This is a genomic window from Lactobacillus colini (assembly GCF_017874575.1).
GTDB classification, from domain to species: domain Bacteria; phylum Bacillota; class Bacilli; order Lactobacillales; family Lactobacillaceae; genus Lactobacillus; species Lactobacillus colini.
The window spans coordinates 28748-48704 of record NZ_JAGGLU010000014.1 but is presented as its reverse complement, the minus strand read 5'-3'; the positions used below and the strand labels follow the sequence as shown (position 1 = coordinate 48704).

Sequence of the window (19957 nt, the reverse complement as noted above, 5' to 3'; positions counted from 1 at the left end):
TCATCAGTTAAGTGGTTTGGATCGACGACTTCTACCTTGCTGTCTGGCAATTTTACTTCTTGCTCTGTAGAAGTATCTGGCTTCTTAGTTACCAACTCACTGCCTGAAATTGTGTCAGTTGATTTGTCATCGTATGTAATTGTAGCTGTACCATCGTTACCAATCGTTACTTCCGCATCTTTTGGTAAATCTGGGTTAGCCTTTTCAACGTTGGTCTTAACTTGACCCTTTTCTTCCTCAGTTAAGTTGTTTACGTCGTTTACTGGGACCTTGGTTGCTGGAACGTTTGGTGTGTACTTCTCAGATTCTGGCTTTGCCTCAACTAATTGGTTACCGGCAATTGTGTCTGTTGACTTGTCGCTGTAAGTGATTGTTGCAGTACCATCATTGCCAATCGTTACTTCTGCACCTGATGGTAAGTTTGGATTTGCTTTTTCAACGTTGGTCTTAACTTGACCTTTTTCTTCTTCGGTTAAGTTGTTTACATCGTTTACTGGTACCTTGGTCGTTGGAACATTTGGTGTGTACTTGTCAGCATCGGATTTGCCTACTATGTTTCCTTGAACATCTTTGGTACTGTCATCGTTGAAGGTTACAGTTGCTTTGCCTTTATCGTCAACTGCAATATTCTTGATTGGGGCATCTGGATTGGCTTCCTTAATTGCGTCTCCTACAGCTTGCTTTTCCGGATCCGTTAACTTGTTTGTATCATCAACTTTGACTTCTTTGCCCGGCTTCAGTTCGTACTTGTCATTATCTTTCTTAGCTACTATGTTGCCTTGTACTTCGCCTGTACTATCGTCATTAAAGGTTACAGTTGCCTTACCCTTATCGTCGACTGCAATATTCTTGATTGGAGCATCTGGGTTAGCTTCTTTGATTGCGTCTCCTACAGCTTGCTTTTCTTCGTCTGTTAAATGACTTGGATCATTTACTTTAACTTCGTTGCCTGGCTTCAGGTCGTACTTCTCATTATCTTTCTTGGCTACTATGTTGCCTTGTACTTCACCTGTACTGTCATCATTGAAGGTTACAGTTGCTTTGCCTTTATCGTCAACTGCAATATTCTTGATTGGAGCATCCGGGTTAGCTTCTTTGATTGCGTCTCCTACAGCTTGCTTTTCCGGATCCGTTAACTTGTTTGTATCATCAACTTTGACTTCTTTGCCCGGCTTCAAATCATACTTATCGGCATCTTTCTTACCTTCAACCAATTGGTTACCGGCAATCGTGTCAGTTGATTCGTCGCCGTAAGTAATGGTAGCTGTACCATCATCGCCAATCATTACTTGCGCATCTTTTGGTAAGTCAGGGTTAGCCTTCTCAACGTTGGTCTTAACTTGACCCTTTTCTTCGTCTGTTAACTTTGTTACATCGTTTACTGGTACCTTGGTAGTCGGAACATTTGGTGTGTACTTTTCATTATCTTTCTTAGCTACTACGTTACCTTGTACTTCACCTGTACTGTCATCATTGAAGGTTACAGTTGCTTTACCCTTATCATCTACTTCTATATTCTTGATTGGGGCATCTGGATTGGCTTCCTTAATTGCGTCTCCTACAGCTTGCTTTTCCGGATCCGTTAACTTGTTTGTATCATCAACTTTGACTTCTTTGCCCGGCTTCAGTTCGTACTTGTCATTATCTTTCTTAGCTACTATGTTGCCTTGTACTTCGCCTGTACTGTCATCGTTGAAGGTTACAGTTGCTTTACCCTTATCGTCGACTGCAATATTCTTGATTGGAGCATCTGGGTTAGCCTCTTTGATTGCGTCGCCTACAGCTTGCTTTTCTGGATCCGTTAACTTGTTTGTATCGTCAACTTTGACTTCTTTGCCCGGCTTCAGTTCGTACTTTTCATTATCCTTCTTAGCTACTACATTGCCTTGTACTTCACCTGTACTGTCATCGTTGAAGGTTACAGTTGCTTTACCCTTATCGTCGACTGCAATATTCTTGATTGGAGCATCTGGGTTAGCCTCTTTGATTGCGTCGCCTACAGCTTGCTTTTCTGGATCCGTTAACTTGTTTGTATCGTCAACTTTGACTTCTTTGCCCGGCTTCAGTTCGTACTTTTCATTATCTTTCTTAGCTTCAACTAAGTCGCTACCTGATAATGTGTCTGTTGATTTATCGCTGTAGGTGATTGTTGCTGTTCCATCGTTACCAACAGTCACTGTCGCTCCTGATGGTAAGTCCGGGTTAGCCTTTTCTACGTTAGTCTTAACCTGACCCTTTTCTTCGTCTGTTAAGTTTGTTACATCGTTTACTGGTACCTTAGTAGTTGGAACATTTGGTGTGTACTTGTCAGCGTCTGGCTTTGCTTCAACTAACTGCTTACCGTCAATCGTATCAGTTGACTTGTCGCCATATGTGATTGTTGCTGTTCCATCATTACCAACAGTCACTGTCGCTCCTGATGGTAAGCCCGGGTTAGCTTTTTCTACGTTGGTCTTAACCTGACCCTTTTCTTCGTCTGTTAAGTTATTTACGTCGTTTACTGGCACCTTGGTCGTTGGAACATTTGGCGTGTACTTATCGGCGTCTGGCTTTGCCTCGACTAATTGCTTACCGTCAATCGTATCAGTTGACTTGTCGCCGTATGTAATTGTTGCTGTTCCATCGTTACCAACAGTCACTGTCGCTCCTGATGGTAAGTCCGGGTTAGCCTTTTCTACGTTGGTCTTAACCTGACCTTTTTCTTCGTCTGTTAAGTTATTTACGTCGTCTACTGGTACCTTGGTCGTTGGAACATTTGGCGTGTACTTGTCCGCTTCTGTCTGCTTTACAGTTACAGTTACTGGAATATTAACATCATCATATGTACCATCTCCATATGTTACTCTAACTACTGCTGTACTTGTGCCTGCCTTTGAAAGATCCGGCTGAGTTTGCCATGCGTATTGAGTATCTGCTGGTAAATCGCCAGTATTCTTAATTTGGCTTTTTGCTTCTGGCACTTCATCTCCCACATTTGCTGTAAGTTCATTTGGCTGTGGATCATATTGCTCGTTTAATGGAGACTCTTGCTTGACATATACATAAGCATCGTGCTCATCAATTGAGTAGGTACCACTTTTAGCAGTTTCATCATTTGCTACTATCTTATAGCCTTTTGGTGCTTCCAGAGTATTGGTGTAAGCTTCACCGATATTTCCAGTTAAAACTTGTTTAGATACTTCTGTACCATCAGTTGGAATAAAGTTACTATTAAGCCCACTCTTAGTAACATCGATGTAGTGCACAGTCATAGTACTTTCTTGCTCATGACCAGTTTTAGCGTAGTAGTATACAGTACTGTTGTCAGTAGCAGTTACTGGGTTAGTGAAAGTATATTGCAAACCATTTATAGTAAAGTTCATGGTATTGTTATTGGCATTAGTACCAAGAATCTTTACGCCACTTGTACCAGCAGTTTCATTTAAAGGCTTACCCTTGTAGTAGACAACGGAACGAATAGTACCATCTTTATCGATGACAGTGCTTCTGACCATAACGTCGCTAGTCTCAGAGAAGTCAAAGGCTTCGCCGACGCTAAATTCAGTCACATAACCGACAGTTGGTACACCTAACTCCTCATATTGAGGCTCAGATCCATCAGTGGCAAAGCCTGAAGACCCCTTGTAAGTATAGCCATCAACAGTTGGCGGAGTGACATCACTTGTTCTATATGGTTGGTAACCATAGCCGCTAATGTCAATCGGTTGAACGATATCCTTGCCTGTCGCTTGATCTACATAGCGAATAATTTGGGTACGCGGTTTAGGAATATAGCTAGCATAGATACCAATTGATTCATTCCGAGCAATATCGTTATATTGACTTTCGGTCTTATTAACAAGGTCATTATTCAAGTGCCCACTATCAAATACTGGTAATAACCCAAAGCCATTAGTAAAGGTATTTAAGGTAATAGAGTATGAACCATTACCAAAGTTTTGAATAGTGTAATCACCCTTATCTGCAGAATTATAGTAAGTATTGGTTTTAGTGGTGTTTGCGGCAACTTTTACCGTCTCAGTATTCATACCTGCATCAAAGCCTACAATGTTGACTGTAATGGTTGGATTATCCAAATTGTTTTTATCGCGCGCTACTAAGATAACTCTGTGAGTAGAGTTGTTATAGTCACCAAAAGCAGCGAAGTAATACAAGTTGGGATCCTGCAATATCCTTTTAACTTCGTTATATCCTTGTTCATGATAAGGACCAGAGTTTATAACCTTCCATAACCAGGTACTTTCTCTACCCTTGGTCTGTTCTGTTGATACTATGTCATTGTAAAGTGGAGCTTCTACAAGGGTGAAAACTTGATCAGACTTAGGTAATCCCTCCTCTGAACTAGTTGTGCTTGCAGTAGTATTGGTAGCTGCTAAAAGTGTAGTAGCTAAAGTACTCTTAGCATTTTGATTATTAGTAGTATTTAAGTCAGATGTGGACACAGTAGTTGTTTCAGATGTTGGTACTGCAGCAGTACTACTTGCTTCCTCAGTCTTATTTGGATCTACACTAGGAGTTAATGATTGAGAATTATCATTAGTAGCTGCTGTTGCATTCGATGCTACTGGCTTAGCTTCTTTATCTGTTGAAGTTGTAGATGCAGTCTTATTCTCAGTATCTGCAGTTTGATCAGCGGTTGTTGCAGTCTTCGCAGTTTCTTGATCATTATTAGTTGTTGAAGCTGTTGTTGACTGATTATTATTGGTTGCAGCTGTTATTGATGCCGCATCCTTAACTGTATTATCTGTAGAATCAGTTGCTGCTGGCGTATTTTTAGTTGTTGAAGCCGTCTCAGTATTAGTCTTTGCAGTTTCTAAACTAGCTGATACATCTGAAGAAGCTGTGATTGTATCAGCGTGAACTACTTGAATATTGTTTTTGGTTCCTAAATAAAATCCAAACAACGTTGTACCCACTAAAACGGATACCATTTTACCTGATATCTTTTTCAGCGCAAAGCGTTGCTTTTCATTTGTACTTATCCAATTCTTCATATCTGTACCTCACACAATGAAAAAACATGTCATCGCTTACAATATAATGGTAACATGTATACTTTGTTTTGTCAGTTATATTAAGTGAAAATAACAGCTTTAGTAGTGTTATTTAATAAATCTTTTCTCAATTGTTATGTTATCATTCAATAGATTTTCCTCAAAATAGTACACCTTTCTTTTTATTTATAGTGACTCAATTATAGCGACATTTGATTAAAATGTATAGAAAAAATCTACTAGATTTTAAATTTTCTAGTAGATTTTTTCTTTTAATATTTAGTTTTTTAATTAAATACTTTTTCTACAATAGTATTTGATTATTTTTCACGTGAGTATGACTTAACATCTGCGTCAATCTTATTAATAAATTCATCTAAACTCATAGTAATTTGATCTTCAGTACCATAAGGACGAACATTTACATTACCTGCATTCATTTCATCATCACCCAGAACTAGAGTGTATGGTACCTTTTGGGTTTGAGATTCACGAATCTTGTAACCTAACTTCTCATTACGGTTGTCCACTTCAGCTCTAAAGCCACGCTTATTAAGCTCTTCTTCAACCTTCTTAGCATATTCGCTATGAGCGTCAAGGTTAACCGGGATAATTTCAGCTTGAACTGGAGCAAGCCAAGTTGGGAAGGCACCCTTGTAGATTTCAATTAAGTAAGCAATGAATCTTTCCATAGTACCAACAATACCACGGTGAATCATAACTGGGCGGTGTTCTTCACCATCTTTACCTACATAAGTCAAGCCAAATCTTTCTGGAAGCATGAAGTCTAATTGGATAGTTGACATGGTTTCGTCGTTACCCAAGGCAGTCTTAGTTTGAATATCAAGCTTAGGACCATAGAATGCAGCTTCACCTTCTGCTTCAACGTAGTCAAGACCTAAGTCATCCATAGCTGCCTTAAGCATCTTTTGACTTCTTTCCCACATTTCATCATTAGCAAAGTACTTATCAGTATTCTTAGGATCACGGTAAGATAATCTGAAGTAGTAGTCAGTAATATCGAAGTCCTTGTAGACATCCATAATCAACTTCAATACCTTAGCAAATTCTTCTTGAACTTGGTCTAACTCTACGAATGTGTGACCGTCATTTAAGGTCATTTCACGTACACGTTGAAGACCTGACAAGGCACCTGACTTTTCATATCTGTGCATCATACCTAATTCAGCAATACGAAGTGGTAAGTCACGGTATGAACGAATGTGATGCTTGTAGATTTGGATATGACTTGGACAGTTCATAGGACGTAATTCAAGCATTTCGCCATCACCCATGTCCATTGGTGGGAACATATCATCACGATAGTGTGCCCAGTGACCTGAAGTCTTGTAAGCATCTAAGTTCATTAAGACTGGAGTGTAAACGTGCTTATAGCCATCTGCAACTTCCTTGTCAATAATGTAACGTTCAATTACACGACGGATAGTTGCACCCTTTGGTAACCAGTAAGGAAGACCTGCACCAACCTTAGGATCAACAAAGAATAAGTCCAAATCTCTACCGATAGTTCTGTGATCTCTCTCTTTAATTTCTTCACGACGCTTAAGATCTGCTTCTAAGTCAGCTGCCTTAAAGAATGCAGTACCAAAGATTCTTTGAAGCATAGGGTTAGAAGACTTACCCATCCAGTAAGCACCGGCAACTGACAATAATTTGAATTGCTTAATCTTGCCAGTATTTGGTAATAATGCCTCAAAGCCAAAGTCTACAAAATCACCTAACTTATAAACTGCAACTTCGTCAGCTTCATTTTTAAGTAAGTCAAGCTTAAATGGATCATCCTTGAAAAGACCTTCAAGTTCACTCTTATCCATAGTGGTATATTCAATCTTTTCACCATTCTTGATAGCTTTTTGCATAGCTTTTTCAAGCTTTGGCAATTCAGAAACTTTAATTTGGTTCTCTTTATCAGTATCAACAAAGAAACCATCTTCACTAGCTTCATGTTGACCTAAGCGGATATTATCATATTCGCGCTTAACAACTGCTTCAAATAAGAATGCAGCAGTAGCACGTAAAATATCTAATCCTTCTTCATCCTTATCAGTAATAATAGCTGCTTCTACATCTTGATCTACAACATAGTCTAATGGCTTAACAGTACCATTAATCTTGGCACCAACAGCAGCCTTTCCAAGAGAGGTTGCAATTGATGAAGCCAATTCCTTAACTGATACTGGTTCATTAAATTCTTTCTTTGAGCCATCTGGCAAAGTTACAGCAAAACTCATATTTTTACCTCCAAATAAAAAATCCCAGCACTCATAAAAGTGCTGGGACGTTAATTACGTGGTTCCACCCAAAATTCGAACTAGTCGTTTACTAGTTCCTCTAAGGTTGTTAATGGTACCTAACCAAAAATATAATATCAAACTTGGGCTGAAGAAAGTGGGGCGACCTCCTAATCAAGAACTTCCAGAACTAGGTTCTTGTCTCTGAGGTAGAGGCAGTCATGTCTTTCATCGCTTTACATTATACTAGCTAACAGTTTAGATGCAAGTGAAAATTAAAAATTTTTATTGATGACGGCGATTTTCTCCACGAACTAGGACCTCTTTACTTAAAAAAGTAACCCGCTCCATTAAACGATCAGCCTTTAAATTATTTTGACCATTTTTTACTTGAGCAAAGTGATCACTAAGCATATTTAAGTTAAGATTTGAACTAAAGAAAGTTGGCAATTCATTATCCATGCGTTTTTGCAAAATTACACCTAAAACGTCGTCACGTGACCATTCGCTTAAAGTCTCAGCTCCAATATCATCAAAGATTACAACTGGTGCTTGTGCAATACGATCTATTTCTTCATTTAGACTATTATCTTCAAAGTGACTACTTAAACTAGCTATAAAAGAAGGCACATGTAAAAAGATTACCTTAGTCCCCTTTCTTGCGATTGAATTGGCTAAGGCTGCTAACATATATGTCTTGCCAACCCCAAAATCACCATCTAAATAAAGTCCTCTAGCATGTTTATTTTCATCAAATTCATCTAAGAATTTAGCAATTTCAGTTAATGCTAACATCCTACCTGCTGTTTGATCAACTTCTTGTAATTCAATATTACGTAGCTTTAAAGGTAAGTCGATCAATTCAATCCTTCTAGCAGCTGCTTGACTTGCATCATGCTTTTGCTTTTGTCTAGTAGGAGTATAGGTTACGTCGATAACATTGCCGTTAAGAAATAGCTTAGGCTCATAGCCTGCCATTACTCGCTTATTACTTTGAGAATTTAATTGCTGAACATACAGAACTAAATTACTTAATGAACGATTTAGTGTTGCTTGATCGACCTGATTTTGATTTAAAAATTCTTGCACTTTAGGATTTTGCAAGGCAAGTTCTCTCATTCGGGATTGATTTTGATTTAGGTATTTTTTATCTACAATATTTTTTAAGACATCCCCAATAGACTCCAATTAACTCACCACCTTAATCATTATTTTTTCCATATTTACGAAATATCTCATTCATTTCTTCTTTAGATAAGACAGGACCTTCTTTTTCTGATTCAGGATGATAATTATCCCAATCCACTCCTTGAACTGGGCGCGGAGGTTTAGGTTGGTAATAACGCTTCGGGGTATAACTTCTTTCTTGGCGCTCTTGTTTAGCTTGTTTGCGTTTACGCATATAGACAATTGCTTCTGCTGCCGTAGTAATCTCATGACTAGCCCAATCATTGATAATTCTTTCTGCACTTCTCAAATATAAAGATAAATTAGATTGTAAGCAGCCATAAATCACCGCATTAGCTAGTTCCATACTAATACCGTAATTGTTTTCAATCTTAAATGCTGCAACACGTTCAGCCGAAGTTGCAAACTGCCTCTTAGCTTTCTTCAAATCTTGCAAGAAGTCAACTGGTTTAAGAGTTGCCATATTCTTTTCTAGTTCTTTTTCTTTTTCGGATAAATTAGGCTCAGCAACATTATTCTTTACCTTATCTTCGTTGGCCTGTTTAATCTGATTGCTAATAATCTTGCTATTAGTTCTGCTGCCATAGTTTTCATTAGCGGCAAGCTGAATAGCACGAATGTCAAGCTTGTTACTAGCTGACGATAAAGTAGGCAAAGTTACATTAACGAATTCTAATTCGCTTAGGTCATAGAAATTAATAATCTGACTAATTTCATTCTTATGCAGAGTAATTTCTTTTTTATCAATATGATATAGTTCAAAGCTATCAATTAAGAACTGCCAATCAATTTCAGCTACGTTATGACCAATATTAATACCCTTCTTGGGACTATCGCCTACCTTTTGAGAGGCCGCTTTTACTTCTTGTTCAGGTTCGATAGCTTTTTCTTTATTTAAATGAAATACATCAAAAAATCCACTCGTAACTTCTTGAGCATTCTCTAATCCCCTAAACTTCCTTGGTGTAAAGTCATCAACTAGGCGCTGGTAAGCGTAAGAGCCTACCTTCTCTAATAATAGACTTGAAAGCAAAAAAGTCTTAAAAAACTCCTGTGCAGCTGGAATTGGTAGAATTTCAAAAATAATAACTTCACCCAAAATTGGATTATTCCCAACATAAGTCTTAACTAATCCTGTAGCTTCTAGCTTATGTATTGCATCAAAAATATCTTTCAAACTACTGTCAGTCTGATCTTGCAACTGATAGAGCGTCTTATAATCTCCAGCTAAAGGGACACTATCAAATTCACTCATTAATGTTATATACAGACCAACGCCTAAGATTCCAACTAAAGGTTGATAAAGCCTAGTTAAGACTCTTTCTTTTTCATCATCAAGTTCAACTTTATTTGCAACGTAAAAAGGCTCTCTAGGATCTGTACTTGCAAACATGAACTACTTCTCCCTATCATGCTTGGCCATCATATCTTCCATGGCCTCCATAAATCCAGAAACATCTTTAAATTGACGATAAATACTTGCAAAGCGAATGTAAGCAACATCATCAATATCGGCTAATTCTTTCATCACATATTCACCAATATCCTTAGATGAAATTTCACTTACGCCTTGCTTTCTAACTGCATTATCAACATGATCCACTAAGGTATTTAGTTGTTCACTTGATACTGGGCGCTTTTGGGCAGCCATAACAACACCATGGAGAATTTTTTCACGGTTAAATGGCTCACGCGTTCCGTCATTCTTTATCACTAATAATGGGGCCTTCTCTACTCTTTCAAAAGTTGTAAAACGGAACCCACATTTTTCACATTCTCTTCTTCTTCTAATTGCCCGATTCTCATCACTGGGACGCGAATCAATTACACGCGAAGAATTTTCATGACAATTTGGACATTCCATAATTTTTACCTACCTATTTCTTTTAATAAATTAGATAATTTATTCTCTAAATCATTAATTGTCCCAGTATTCTCAATTACATAATCTGCCAATTTTTTCTTTTCAGATAATGGCATTTGACTAGCGATTCTTCTTTGAGCTTCCTGCTTACTTAAACTATTCCTTATCATTAAGCGGCTCAATTGTAATTGAACTGGAGCGCTAATTAATAGTGTTGCATCACACAGATTAGTTAAATTACCCTCAAAAAGTAAGGGAATATCTAGAATTACCAATGGTTCATTATTGGCTCGATATTGACCTATTTTTTCTTCCATATTATTTAAAATAAGTGGATGAGTCAATTCATTTAATTTTTTTAGTTGATTTTTATTATTAAAAACGATTGCGCCTAACTTTTTACGATCAATTTCACCAGTTGCAGCTAAAATGCCCTCTCCGAAATGAGCCACAATTAGCTTATAACTAGAATTTCCCTTGAGCATTAATTCATGGGCTATTTGGTCAGCATCAATAACTGGGATTTTCTTCTTAATAAAAAATCTATCAGCTGTACTTTTGCCAGTTGCTATCCCGCCAGTTAATCCTAACAAGTATGTCATTTATACAGTACCTGACAATTAGGACAATATGTTGTCCCTCTTCCGTTAACCTTAATTTTTTCTAGAATTGTCTTGCAGCGTAAACACTCTTGCCCTGCACGACCGTATACTTTTAGTTCATTTTGATAGTCACCAGTTTTACCTGCTGCATTTAAGAAGCTATGAACTGTTGTTCCGTTCTTTTCGATTGCTTCGGCAATTGTCTGATTAATATTATGATGTAGCTTAACAACTGCATCATAAGGAATTCTTTGGGCACTACTTAAAGGAGCAATCTTACTCTGCCATAGAACCTCATCAACATAGATATTTCCTAAACCACAGACAATAGTTTGATCTAATAAGGTATTTTTGATATTTTTCTTCTTTTTGGCGAGTTTTTGATAAAAATATTCAACACTAAATTCATCCGTATTAGGTTCAGGACCTAAGTGACGTATTCCTGTAGTCTGCCTCTCCGTCCCTGTCTCTACTAAATGCATCCGGCCAAACTTACGAACATCATCATAACGAATTGCACTTCCATCAGTAAAGATAAACTGAATATGCTCATGCTTTTCTTTAGGAGCAGCGGCAGTAGTAATTCGGTACTTACCTTCCATTCTTAAGTGAGATACTAAAGTTAGGTCATCACTTAACCTAATAAGTAAATACTTTCCATAGCGATCAATTTTCAGTACTTTTTTGCCAGTTAACTTTTGAATAAAAGCATTACTATCTCCTACGATTATTTTGGGATACCAGACTGTTACTTCTTTAATTATCTTTCCCTGCATTAGAGGGGATAAGGTTCGTCTAACTGTTTCTACTTCTGGCATTTCCGGCATAGATAATCACCTACTTTTTTTATTTTGCATCATACCAATTCTTACCCCAGTTAGAATCAGCAATTAGTGGTACATCTAATTGAACTGCTGATTGCATTACTTGAGGAACTATCTTTTGGATTGTTTCTAGCTCATCTTTTGGCACATCAAAAATCAATTCATCATGAACTTGAAGGACCATCTTAGTCTTTAAGTGAAGTTCATCAAGCTTGTTTTGCATATTGATCATCGCAATCTTAATAATATCGGCAGCTGAACCTTGAATTGGAGAATTAATTGCCGTTCTCTCGGCAAAGCTCCTCACATTGAAGTTCTTAGCATGAATATCTGGCAAATACCGTCTGCGGTGCATGATTGTTTCTGCGTAGCCTTTTTCACGGGCAAGTTTAATTGCCTTATCCATATATTCATGTACTTGAGGATACTGTTCGAAGTAATTGTCAATAAATTGCTTAGCTTGCTTACGTGATATTCCAATATTCTTCGATAAGCCATAATCGGAAATACCATATACAATTCCGAAGTTAACTGCCTTAGCATGACGACGCATCAGTGGCGTTACTTCTTGAGGAGAAGCTAAGTGAAAAATCTTCATCGCAGTATGAGCATGAATATCGTAGCCAGACTTAAAGGCTTCTTGCATAGCTTCATCTCCTGAAACATGAGCTAATACACGTAATTCAACTTGAGAATAGTCACAGGAGAAAATATAGCCATCCTCAGTGCTAGGTACAAATGCCTTCCTAATCTGCTTACCCTCATCAGTTCTAGTTGGAATATTCTGCAAGTTAGGATCAACTGATGATAGACGTCCAGTTGCGGTCAAAGTTTGCAAGTAACGAGTATGAATTCGACCATCAGATTGAATACATTCAAGCAAGCCCTTAATATAGGTCGATTGGAGCTTACTTAACTGACGATAGTCTAAAATTTCAGAAACAATTGGACTTTTTCGTCTTAATTGTTCTAAAACTTCAACCGAAGTAGAATAACCGGTTTTAGTCTTTTTAATTGGTGGCAAGTTTAGCTTTTCAAATAAGATATGACCCAATTGTTTAGGTGAGTTTAAATTAAATTCTTCGCCTGCTTGAGAGTAGATTTTTTTCTCTAATTCATCAATCTTAACTGCCAGATCATTACCCATTTGAATTAGAACTGGAGCTTCTACTTTCATACCAACAATTTCCATCTTAGCTAAGACAAAGGCTACCGGAATTTCAATCGTTTCATATAGGTCATCTTGCTCATGCTCTTTTAACTTGTTTAAGAGTAGTGGCTTTAGCTTGTCAATTACAGCCACCTTAGCCGCCAAGTGTTTAAAGAATTCATTATCTTCTGGAATAGCTGTCTTCTTACCCTTACCATAGACTTCTAAGTCCGTCTTAACACTATATTCATCATAGAGGTGGGCAATTTCACCTAAGTCATTAGAGTTATTCTCATTATTAACTAAGTATGAAGCTAATAACATGTCATAATTTAGACCCTCAGCTTCAATATCTAGACGATGTAAGCCAACATAGGTTCTCTTAATATCAAAGACATTCTTAGAGATATTCTTATCTTCCAATAAGCTCTGTAAGCTAGATTCTTTAAGTAAGTTGCTGTCTTTAGATACGTATATTTGATTGCCTATCTTTAATGAAAAGCCTTCAAAAGACGCTAAATGATAATTTTCTCCTAGCATAGCTAAATAGAAGCTAACTTCTTGCCCATCAGGATTAACAACTAGATCTAAATTATCTTTTGTCAACACTTGATATTGGTAGCTCTCTGCAGGACTTGGTGTTTCATCGCCTGCCGCTTCTTCATTATTAAGCTGGGCTAAAAACTTCCTAAAGTTCAATCGTTCATAAAGCTGACGCAATTGTTCATAATTAATTGCTTGGAGCTTGGTATCTTCTAAACTGACTTCAATTGGTGAATCACAATTAATAGTAGCTAGTTTTTTACCTAAGAGGGCCTTGTCTTTGTCCTTAATTAAGTTCTCCTTCATCTTGGACTTCTTCATTTCATCAATATGGTCATATAAGTTTTCAACGCTGCCATATTTTTGAATAAGTTTAGAAGCGGTCTTAGGACCAATCTTTTCAACTCCAGGATAATTATCAGAGCTATCACCCATCAGAGCTTTCATATCAATAAATTCAGTTGGTGTTACACCATTAACTTCCTTCATATGTTCTGGGGTATAGGCTTCAAGTTCGCCAACTCCCTTCTTAGTTACCATAACAGTGGTATGATCAGAAGCAAGTTGAGTCAAGTCACGATCTCCAGTTACTACAGTAACTTGAAAATCTTTTTCAGCACCTTTTTTTGCCATTGTTCCGATGATATCGTCAGCCTCATAGTTTGGCAATTCATAACTCTTAATACCCAAGTCAGCTAATAACTCCTTAATTATTGGCATTTGCTCAGACAATTCACTTGGGGTTTTAGCACGACCACCCTTGTAATCATCATACATTTTATTCCTAAATGTAATTTTTCCAGCATCAAAAGCCACTAAAACATTAGTTGGATCTACATCACGCAAAACAACGTCTAACATATTTTTAAACGCGTAAATTGCATTTGTATGCAAGCCATCAGGACTTGTGAAGTTATCAAGTTGACGGTATAAAGCATAAAAAGCACGAAAAGCTACAGAGTTTCCGTCAATTAAAAGTAATTTTTTATCGGTCATAAGTCCTCCTAAAATAAAAACTGTTAAAAGTAATACAATTTTCTTTCGTACTACATTTTAACAGTTTTTTGTAGTTAACGTTCATTTGAAAAACGTTTTAAATTTCATCTTGAATATTTTCGCTTATTTCGTCTGGAATTTCTGAATGAGCATGGCGACAGCCATAAATGAAGTAAACGATACTGCCCAAGATAAGCCAGACTAACATTAAGAGCTTAGCATCAATACTTAATTGCCAAAAGATGATTCCTGAAACAATTGCCGAAAGTGCTGGCAAAATTGGATATAGCGGCATCTTGAAAGTAGGATTAGGTAGGTCAATTCCTTCACGCTTCCTCAAACGATATATGCCAATCGACACCATAATAAATGCAATTAAAGTACCAGCAGAAACTAAATTAGATAAAAACGTAAATGGTAAGACACCACCAACTATAGCAGCAGTGACCGTCACGATCCAGAGGGCCTTTTGAGGTGTCTTATTCTTATCTAAGTGGCCTAAAGATTTAGGCAAGAATCCATCTCGTCCAAAAGCATAGATAAGTCTTGATGAAGCCATCTGCATCCCAATCATGCCAGTTAACATACCAAAGATAGCCACAACTGAAAGTAAGTTAGCAGTTAACAAGTGACCAGCCTTTCTTAATGCAAAAGCTGCAGGTTCTGCGTTACCAGCATATATCTTGTAATTAAACATTCCAACTAACACTAAAGAAACAGCTACAAACAATGCTGTACCAATTACCAGAGTCCCCACAATTCCACGCGGCATTGTCTTTTGAGGGTTCTTGGCTTCGGCAGTATTGGCAGCAATCGCATCAAAGCCAACATATACCAAAAACAGCTGCGATGTCCCAGCTAAAATTCCTTGCCAGCCACCAAAGTTAGTCCCCGCCTTATGCGGTGGGATAAATGGCACATAATTATTTGGATGAATAGCTGTCAGACCAACTGCAATAAATAAAACAATTACAATAATCTTCAATATAACTAGAGAATTCTCTACCCGACTAACCTTCTTCAATCCGCGAGAAAGAAGGAAGCCTGTGAGCATGGTAATGAAAATTGTTAGAATATCCACTCCGCCATGCCCTTTAAAGTCCAATCCTTGGGCTAAAAAATTAGGTAAAACAATATCAAATTGCTTCAAAAATCCTTGCATATAAGCAGACCAGCCAGAAGCTACAAAGGCTACTGAAACAAAGTACTCTGCTAATAATGCCCAGCCACAAATCCAGCCTAAAAATTCACCAAATAGAACGCTAATCCACGAAAAAGCCGATCCCGCAAATGGTAAGACTGACGACGTTTCTACATAAGCCAGTGCCGCCATGCCTGCTCCAATTGCTCCTAAGATAAAGGCAATCGTTACAGCAGGTCCAGCATGATTAGCAGCAACAATTCCAGGAAGGGTAAAAATGCCTGTCCCAACAACCATTCCGATTCCTAAAGCCAATAAGTCAATCGTTGTCAATGAAGGAACTAACTTCTTATCTTTATCTGCATAAACCTTTGGATCCTGTTTATGGGTTATTTTTTGCCAAAAACTCATTTAATCCCTCCAAATTAATTTAATTAAATACCTAAAAAACTACATATAAGTATATTACACGAGTAATCCAAAAAATAAAATAAATAATTATAAAAATTTAAGATCTTATTTTATTTTTTATAATTATTTAAGTCATCAAAAAAGTCACCTCTCAAAGGTGACCTAATACTAGCTAATAAATTTCTCTAAAATAGCTATTAAGATTTCTAATCCGATATTTAATAAATTTATGGCGACAATTACAATTCCAAACATTAAAAGTAATGAAATCTTAAACTTAAAAAATAAAAATGCAATTGCAGCAATTATTATAAACATGGTTATCGCTACAGCGATTAGCGTAACAGCTTTATTACCACCAAGTGCTTCTTGTAATACTTCATCATCATGATCTGGAAACCATTCTTTCTTCCAAGAACTCAAGTAGTGTTCAGTAATTACCAATAGAATGAATAAGCTAACAATGCACATCCTAGCCATAACATTCTGGTCCTGAGTTAATCCCGAATACATAAAAAGGATACCCAACATCAATTGAAATAATGTATCTATCAATTCAAGCCTTTTCAATAACTGGTCTGCGTCAATTTTTTTCAAAAGAGTCCTCCAAATAACAAAATTCTCAACATTATTTATTATAACGAAAATTAAGTGCTAAAATATCCTTATTCTACAAAATTAATTATTAGGGGAAATGCAAAATGGAATATTCAGCTGGAGCAATTATTTTTCGTACAATTGAGACTGAACGCAAATTCCTAATTGTTCAGAGTCTATGGCACAGAACTTGGGGCTTTCCTAAAGGCCATTTAGAAAATCATGAGACCACCTTACAAGCTGCTCATCGAGAAGTATTTGAAGAAACAGGTCTTAGACCTAACTTTCTGTCTCAATTTAAGACTAGTCTTACCTACCCTGTTGCTTCTGGTCAAGACAAGCTAGTTACTTTATTCTTAGCGCAATTTGATGAACAACAAGTTCCGATCTGGCAACCAGAAGAAATTGTCGACGGCAAGTGGGTTGACCTAAAGACTGCTAAAGATCTACTCTCTCGTCCTGCTTTATTCAACTGTCTCCAAGAGGCAAATAATTTTTTAGATTTTTAAAGACGCCACGCTAAATTTGGCGCTTTTTTATTTAAGATAATTTTTTTATTTCATTTAAAAATAAGCGTTCAAGATTGGATTGCTTAATGTCTTTCTTCCAGATTAAAGTATTTTTATCCCAAACATTTGGAGAAAGTGGTCTCTGGACTAAATTAGTTCGATCAATATCAGCAATATCGCGATAAGTTATATGCACCAAATGTCCAGCCTGTGCTAATAAAGAACCATTATAAGAAAGATTACTATTAGCTACAATGTTAATCTTAGGATAATACTTACCAAACCAGTCCTTAAACTTTCCTTCCACATGAGTCTGACTAGTAATAATTAAAGGATAATCTACCAAGTCTTGTGGCTTAATTAGGGCCTTTTGGGCTAGTGGTAACTTGCCATCAAAAACAGCTACAAATTCGTTCTTGGGCTTCAAAATTATACTATCAAAATCATCTAAAAGCCGATCCCCCATAACAATTCCAAAGTCTAATGTTCCTTGATTAAGCCTTCTCTCAACAGTATCCGCAATATCATCAACTAGTTCAATTTTGATCTCGGGATAGTTCAAAATTAGCCTATTTAGTAGCTGCATAATCGGATATATGGCAGGACTTTCTCCTAGACCTATTCTCAAGGTGCCAGAAATAATTTTAGTCTTTTCTAAGCTATTAGCAGTATCGTCCGTCAAGTTCACAATCTCTTTAGCACGGTCACGCAAGAAGTATCCCTCCTCAGTTAAGGTAATCTTGCGATGACCACGCATAAATAACGTTACCCCTAATTCATCTTCTAAATCCTTAATCTGCTTAGATAGTGACGGTTGTGATAAATGCAATCTTTGTGCTGCCCGGGTTATATTTTTTTCTTGGCAAATAACCAAGAAGTACCTCAAGACCCTAATGTCCATTTTTAACACTTCCATAACTATAATCTATACTTCAGTATAACTCATAAATCTTTTACATGCTAAAATATAAATTTTAAAATAAAACCATCAAATTAGAAAAGAGGAAGTCTTATGAGTAAACTAGCAAATGATACCCGTGTATTTAAGATAGATTCTGATATTAATGTTCAAAACGTTTCCTTTAGTAACCGCTATGGATTCACTTTGGCAGGACATCTTTACTTACCTAAGGATTTTAACGATAATCAAAAATATGCAGCAATCGCAATCTCTGGCCCATTTGGAGCTGTCAAAGAACAATCTTCTGGACTTTATGCTCAAACTTTGGCAGAACGTGGATTTGTAACTCTTGCTTTTGATCAATCAATGACTGGCGAAAGTTCTGGCAGTCGCCGCAATATGGCTTCACCTGACATTTTTGTTGAAGATTATAGTGCTGCTGTTGACTTTTTAGGGATGCAAAACTTCGTCGATCGTGAACGTATTGGAGCAATTGGTATCTGCGGCTTAGGATCACACGTATTAACAGCTGCTGCAATTGATGTCCGCATTAAGGCTGTTGCTACTAGTGTAATGTATGACATGTCTGAATCAATGTGGAAAGGACTAAACGATACCAAGACTGACCAACAACGTGAGCTCGAAAAGCAATATCTCGCACAAAAGCGCTGGGAAGAAGTAGAAAATGGCGCAATTCCTGGTCCTCACGAATTAGTCTTTGACGAAAAAAACAAACCGGTATATTTTAACAAGATGTTTGGCAAGACTTTGCCAGAAGATGCTGATCCTGTAACTCGGGATTTCTTCAATTATTATGTTAAACGTGCCTTCCACCCACGCTCAATAAACTCAAACGCTGCTTGGGATGCCCTTACTCCAATGGGTTACTATAACTTCCCACTTCAACAAAATATTGAAACAATTACGGCACCTAAGTTAATCGTCACTGGTGAAAAGGCCCATTCACGCTACATGGCTGAACGTGCTTACAAGCGTTTGAAAGATCCTAAAGAATTGGTTATTGTTCCTAACGCAACTCATGTAGACCTATATGATCAGATGGATAAAATTCCATTCGATAAATTCGATAGTTTCTTCAAAAAGAACCTCTAAGCTTTAAACTCATTCATATGTCATAAAAGCATACCTTACGGTATGCTTTTATTTTTACAAAAAATGCGTCTATAATTAGAATTAACAATTAATTATCTCACGCAAAGGAGGTTTCTTTTTACATGAAAAAAGGTCTTTACAAAATTATAATTGGGACATCCCTATTAGGCTTTTGCACAACTATATCACCATATATTATTCCTACTAAGCTTACCCAAGCTCAAACTAAAGGAATTAAGCGAAAATTATACCAAAAATCATATGTCTATAACTCTAAAGGAAAAGTTACAGGTACACTTCCCAAAGGAACTTCTTTAAAGACCTTTGGCAGTAAAACCATCAAAAAAGTCAAATTCTATAAAATCGGAGCTAATCAATACATTAAACAGGCTAACTTTTCTAAAGCTAAGAAACAATCCTCAAGTAGTACTTCTAGCAATAAGAAAACTTCATCTTCTAAAGTTGAGTTAAAAAATTCTCAAGCTGTCATTGCTTATCTTAATAAAAAGAAAGGTAAAAAAGATTGGTTCGTCCTCAATGGCACCTCTGCCAAAAATGACTACTTTTATGCCTTAGATGATAGTGGTCATAATTATCTGGTTTACACCAATGGAACAATCAAAAAGATAGATAAGTAGTTTTGATTTTCTTATAAAATTTCGCATGATAAAATATTTTTATAACTAAAATCAGACGAGGTAGACAATATCTTATGAAGAAAAGTACGATTTTATTTGTTGGAATAATAGTGATCTTTAGTCTTGCTAGTTATGGCATTAACTGGTCAACAATCCGTTACCATATTCCTGAAATTCAGAATATTCTTTCTAATATTCCATTTATCAAATAATTTAATAATGTCAAAAAAGGAC

General features: G+C 36.9%; 15 protein-coding genes. 4 read left to right on the top strand and 11 right to left on the bottom strand.

Going from position 1 to position 19957, the window contains the following annotated elements; genetic code table 11:
- From J2Z60_RS09755 to J2Z60_RS09710, 10 genes are all read right to left on the bottom strand, one after another.
- A partial coding sequence (locus J2Z60_RS09755; RefSeq protein WP_245328797.1) for a MiiA motif-containing surface protein occupies positions 1-4994 on the bottom strand: 4994 nt, incomplete at its 3' end.
- Between the two features lie 320 nt (positions 4995-5314).
- The gene (thrS, locus tag J2Z60_RS09750) at positions 5315-7246 is read right to left on the bottom strand and encodes a threonine--tRNA ligase (protein WP_209687509.1); all 1932 of its coding nucleotides are present in this window, start codon (positions 7244-7246) and stop codon (positions 5315-5317) included.
- A gap of 285 nt (positions 7247-7531) precedes the next feature.
- Positions 7532-8434 (bottom strand): primosomal protein DnaI, encoded by a 903-nt coding sequence (gene dnaI, locus J2Z60_RS09745; protein ID WP_209687508.1) that lies wholly within the window; start codon positions 8432-8434, stop codon positions 7532-7534.
- A 13-nt stretch (positions 8435-8447) separates the two neighbouring features.
- Positions 8448-9827, bottom strand: coding sequence for a DnaD domain protein (locus J2Z60_RS09740; RefSeq protein WP_209687507.1), 1380 nt, complete (start codon positions 9825-9827; stop codon positions 8448-8450).
- 3 nt (positions 9828-9830) lie between these two features.
- Positions 9831-10298 carry a transcriptional regulator NrdR gene (nrdR, locus tag J2Z60_RS09735; protein ID WP_209687506.1) on the bottom strand — a complete coding sequence of 156 codons (468 nt, stop codon included), beginning with the start codon at positions 10296-10298 and terminating at the stop codon, positions 9831-9833.
- Between the two features lie 5 nt (positions 10299-10303).
- A complete protein-coding gene (gene coaE, locus J2Z60_RS09730) occupies positions 10304-10900 on the bottom strand; it encodes a dephospho-CoA kinase (protein WP_209687505.1) in 597 nt (198 codons plus the stop codon).
- Complete coding sequence (gene mutM / locus J2Z60_RS09725; RefSeq protein ID WP_209687504.1) at positions 10897-11727, bottom strand: bifunctional DNA-formamidopyrimidine glycosylase/DNA-(apurinic or apyrimidinic site) lyase; 831 nt, start codon at positions 11725-11727, stop codon at positions 10897-10899. Before mutM ends, coaE begins: the two co-directional genes overlap by 4 nt.
- 19 nt (positions 11728-11746) lie before the next feature.
- On the bottom strand, positions 11747-14413 hold the full coding sequence (gene polA / locus J2Z60_RS09720) for a DNA polymerase I (protein WP_209687503.1): 2667 nt from the start codon (positions 14411-14413) through the stop codon (positions 11747-11749).
- A 97-nt stretch (positions 14414-14510) separates the two neighbouring features.
- A complete protein-coding gene (locus tag J2Z60_RS09715; protein ID WP_209687502.1) occupies positions 14511-15965 on the bottom strand; it encodes an APC family permease in 1455 nt (484 codons plus the stop codon).
- 168 nt (positions 15966-16133) lie between these two features.
- Complete coding sequence (locus tag J2Z60_RS09710) at positions 16134-16562, bottom strand: hypothetical protein (RefSeq protein WP_209687501.1); 429 nt, start codon at positions 16560-16562, stop codon at positions 16134-16136.
- 104 nt (positions 16563-16666) lie between these two features.
- On the opposite strand from J2Z60_RS09710, the gene J2Z60_RS09705 reads away from it, so the two are divergent.
- Positions 16667-17071 (top strand): bis(5'-nucleosyl)-tetraphosphatase, encoded by a 405-nt coding sequence (locus J2Z60_RS09705; protein ID WP_209687500.1) that lies wholly within the window; start codon positions 16667-16669, stop codon positions 17069-17071.
- A gap of 31 nt (positions 17072-17102) precedes the next feature.
- On the opposite strand, the gene J2Z60_RS09700 is transcribed toward J2Z60_RS09705, so the two are convergent.
- Entirely contained in the window at positions 17103-17972 is an 870-nt protein-coding gene (locus J2Z60_RS09700; protein ID WP_209687499.1) for a LysR family transcriptional regulator, read from the bottom strand.
- 111 nt (positions 17973-18083) lie between these two features.
- On the opposite strand from J2Z60_RS09700, the gene J2Z60_RS09695 reads away from it, so the two are divergent.
- The 3 genes from J2Z60_RS09695 to J2Z60_RS09685 all read left to right on the top strand — a co-directional run bounded on the left by J2Z60_RS09695 (position 18084) and on the right by J2Z60_RS09685 (position 19935).
- Positions 18084-19085 (top strand): alpha/beta hydrolase, encoded by a 1002-nt coding sequence (locus J2Z60_RS09695; protein ID WP_209687498.1) that lies wholly within the window; start codon positions 18084-18086, stop codon positions 19083-19085.
- A gap of 122 nt (positions 19086-19207) precedes the next feature.
- Entirely contained in the window at positions 19208-19723 is a 516-nt protein-coding gene (locus J2Z60_RS09690) for an SLAP domain-containing protein (RefSeq protein ID WP_209687497.1), read from the top strand.
- A gap of 74 nt (positions 19724-19797) precedes the next feature.
- On the top strand, positions 19798-19935 hold the full coding sequence (locus J2Z60_RS09685) for a hypothetical protein (RefSeq protein WP_209687496.1): 138 nt from the start codon (positions 19798-19800) through the stop codon (positions 19933-19935).
- The last annotated feature ends 22 nt before the right edge of the window (positions 19936-19957 follow it).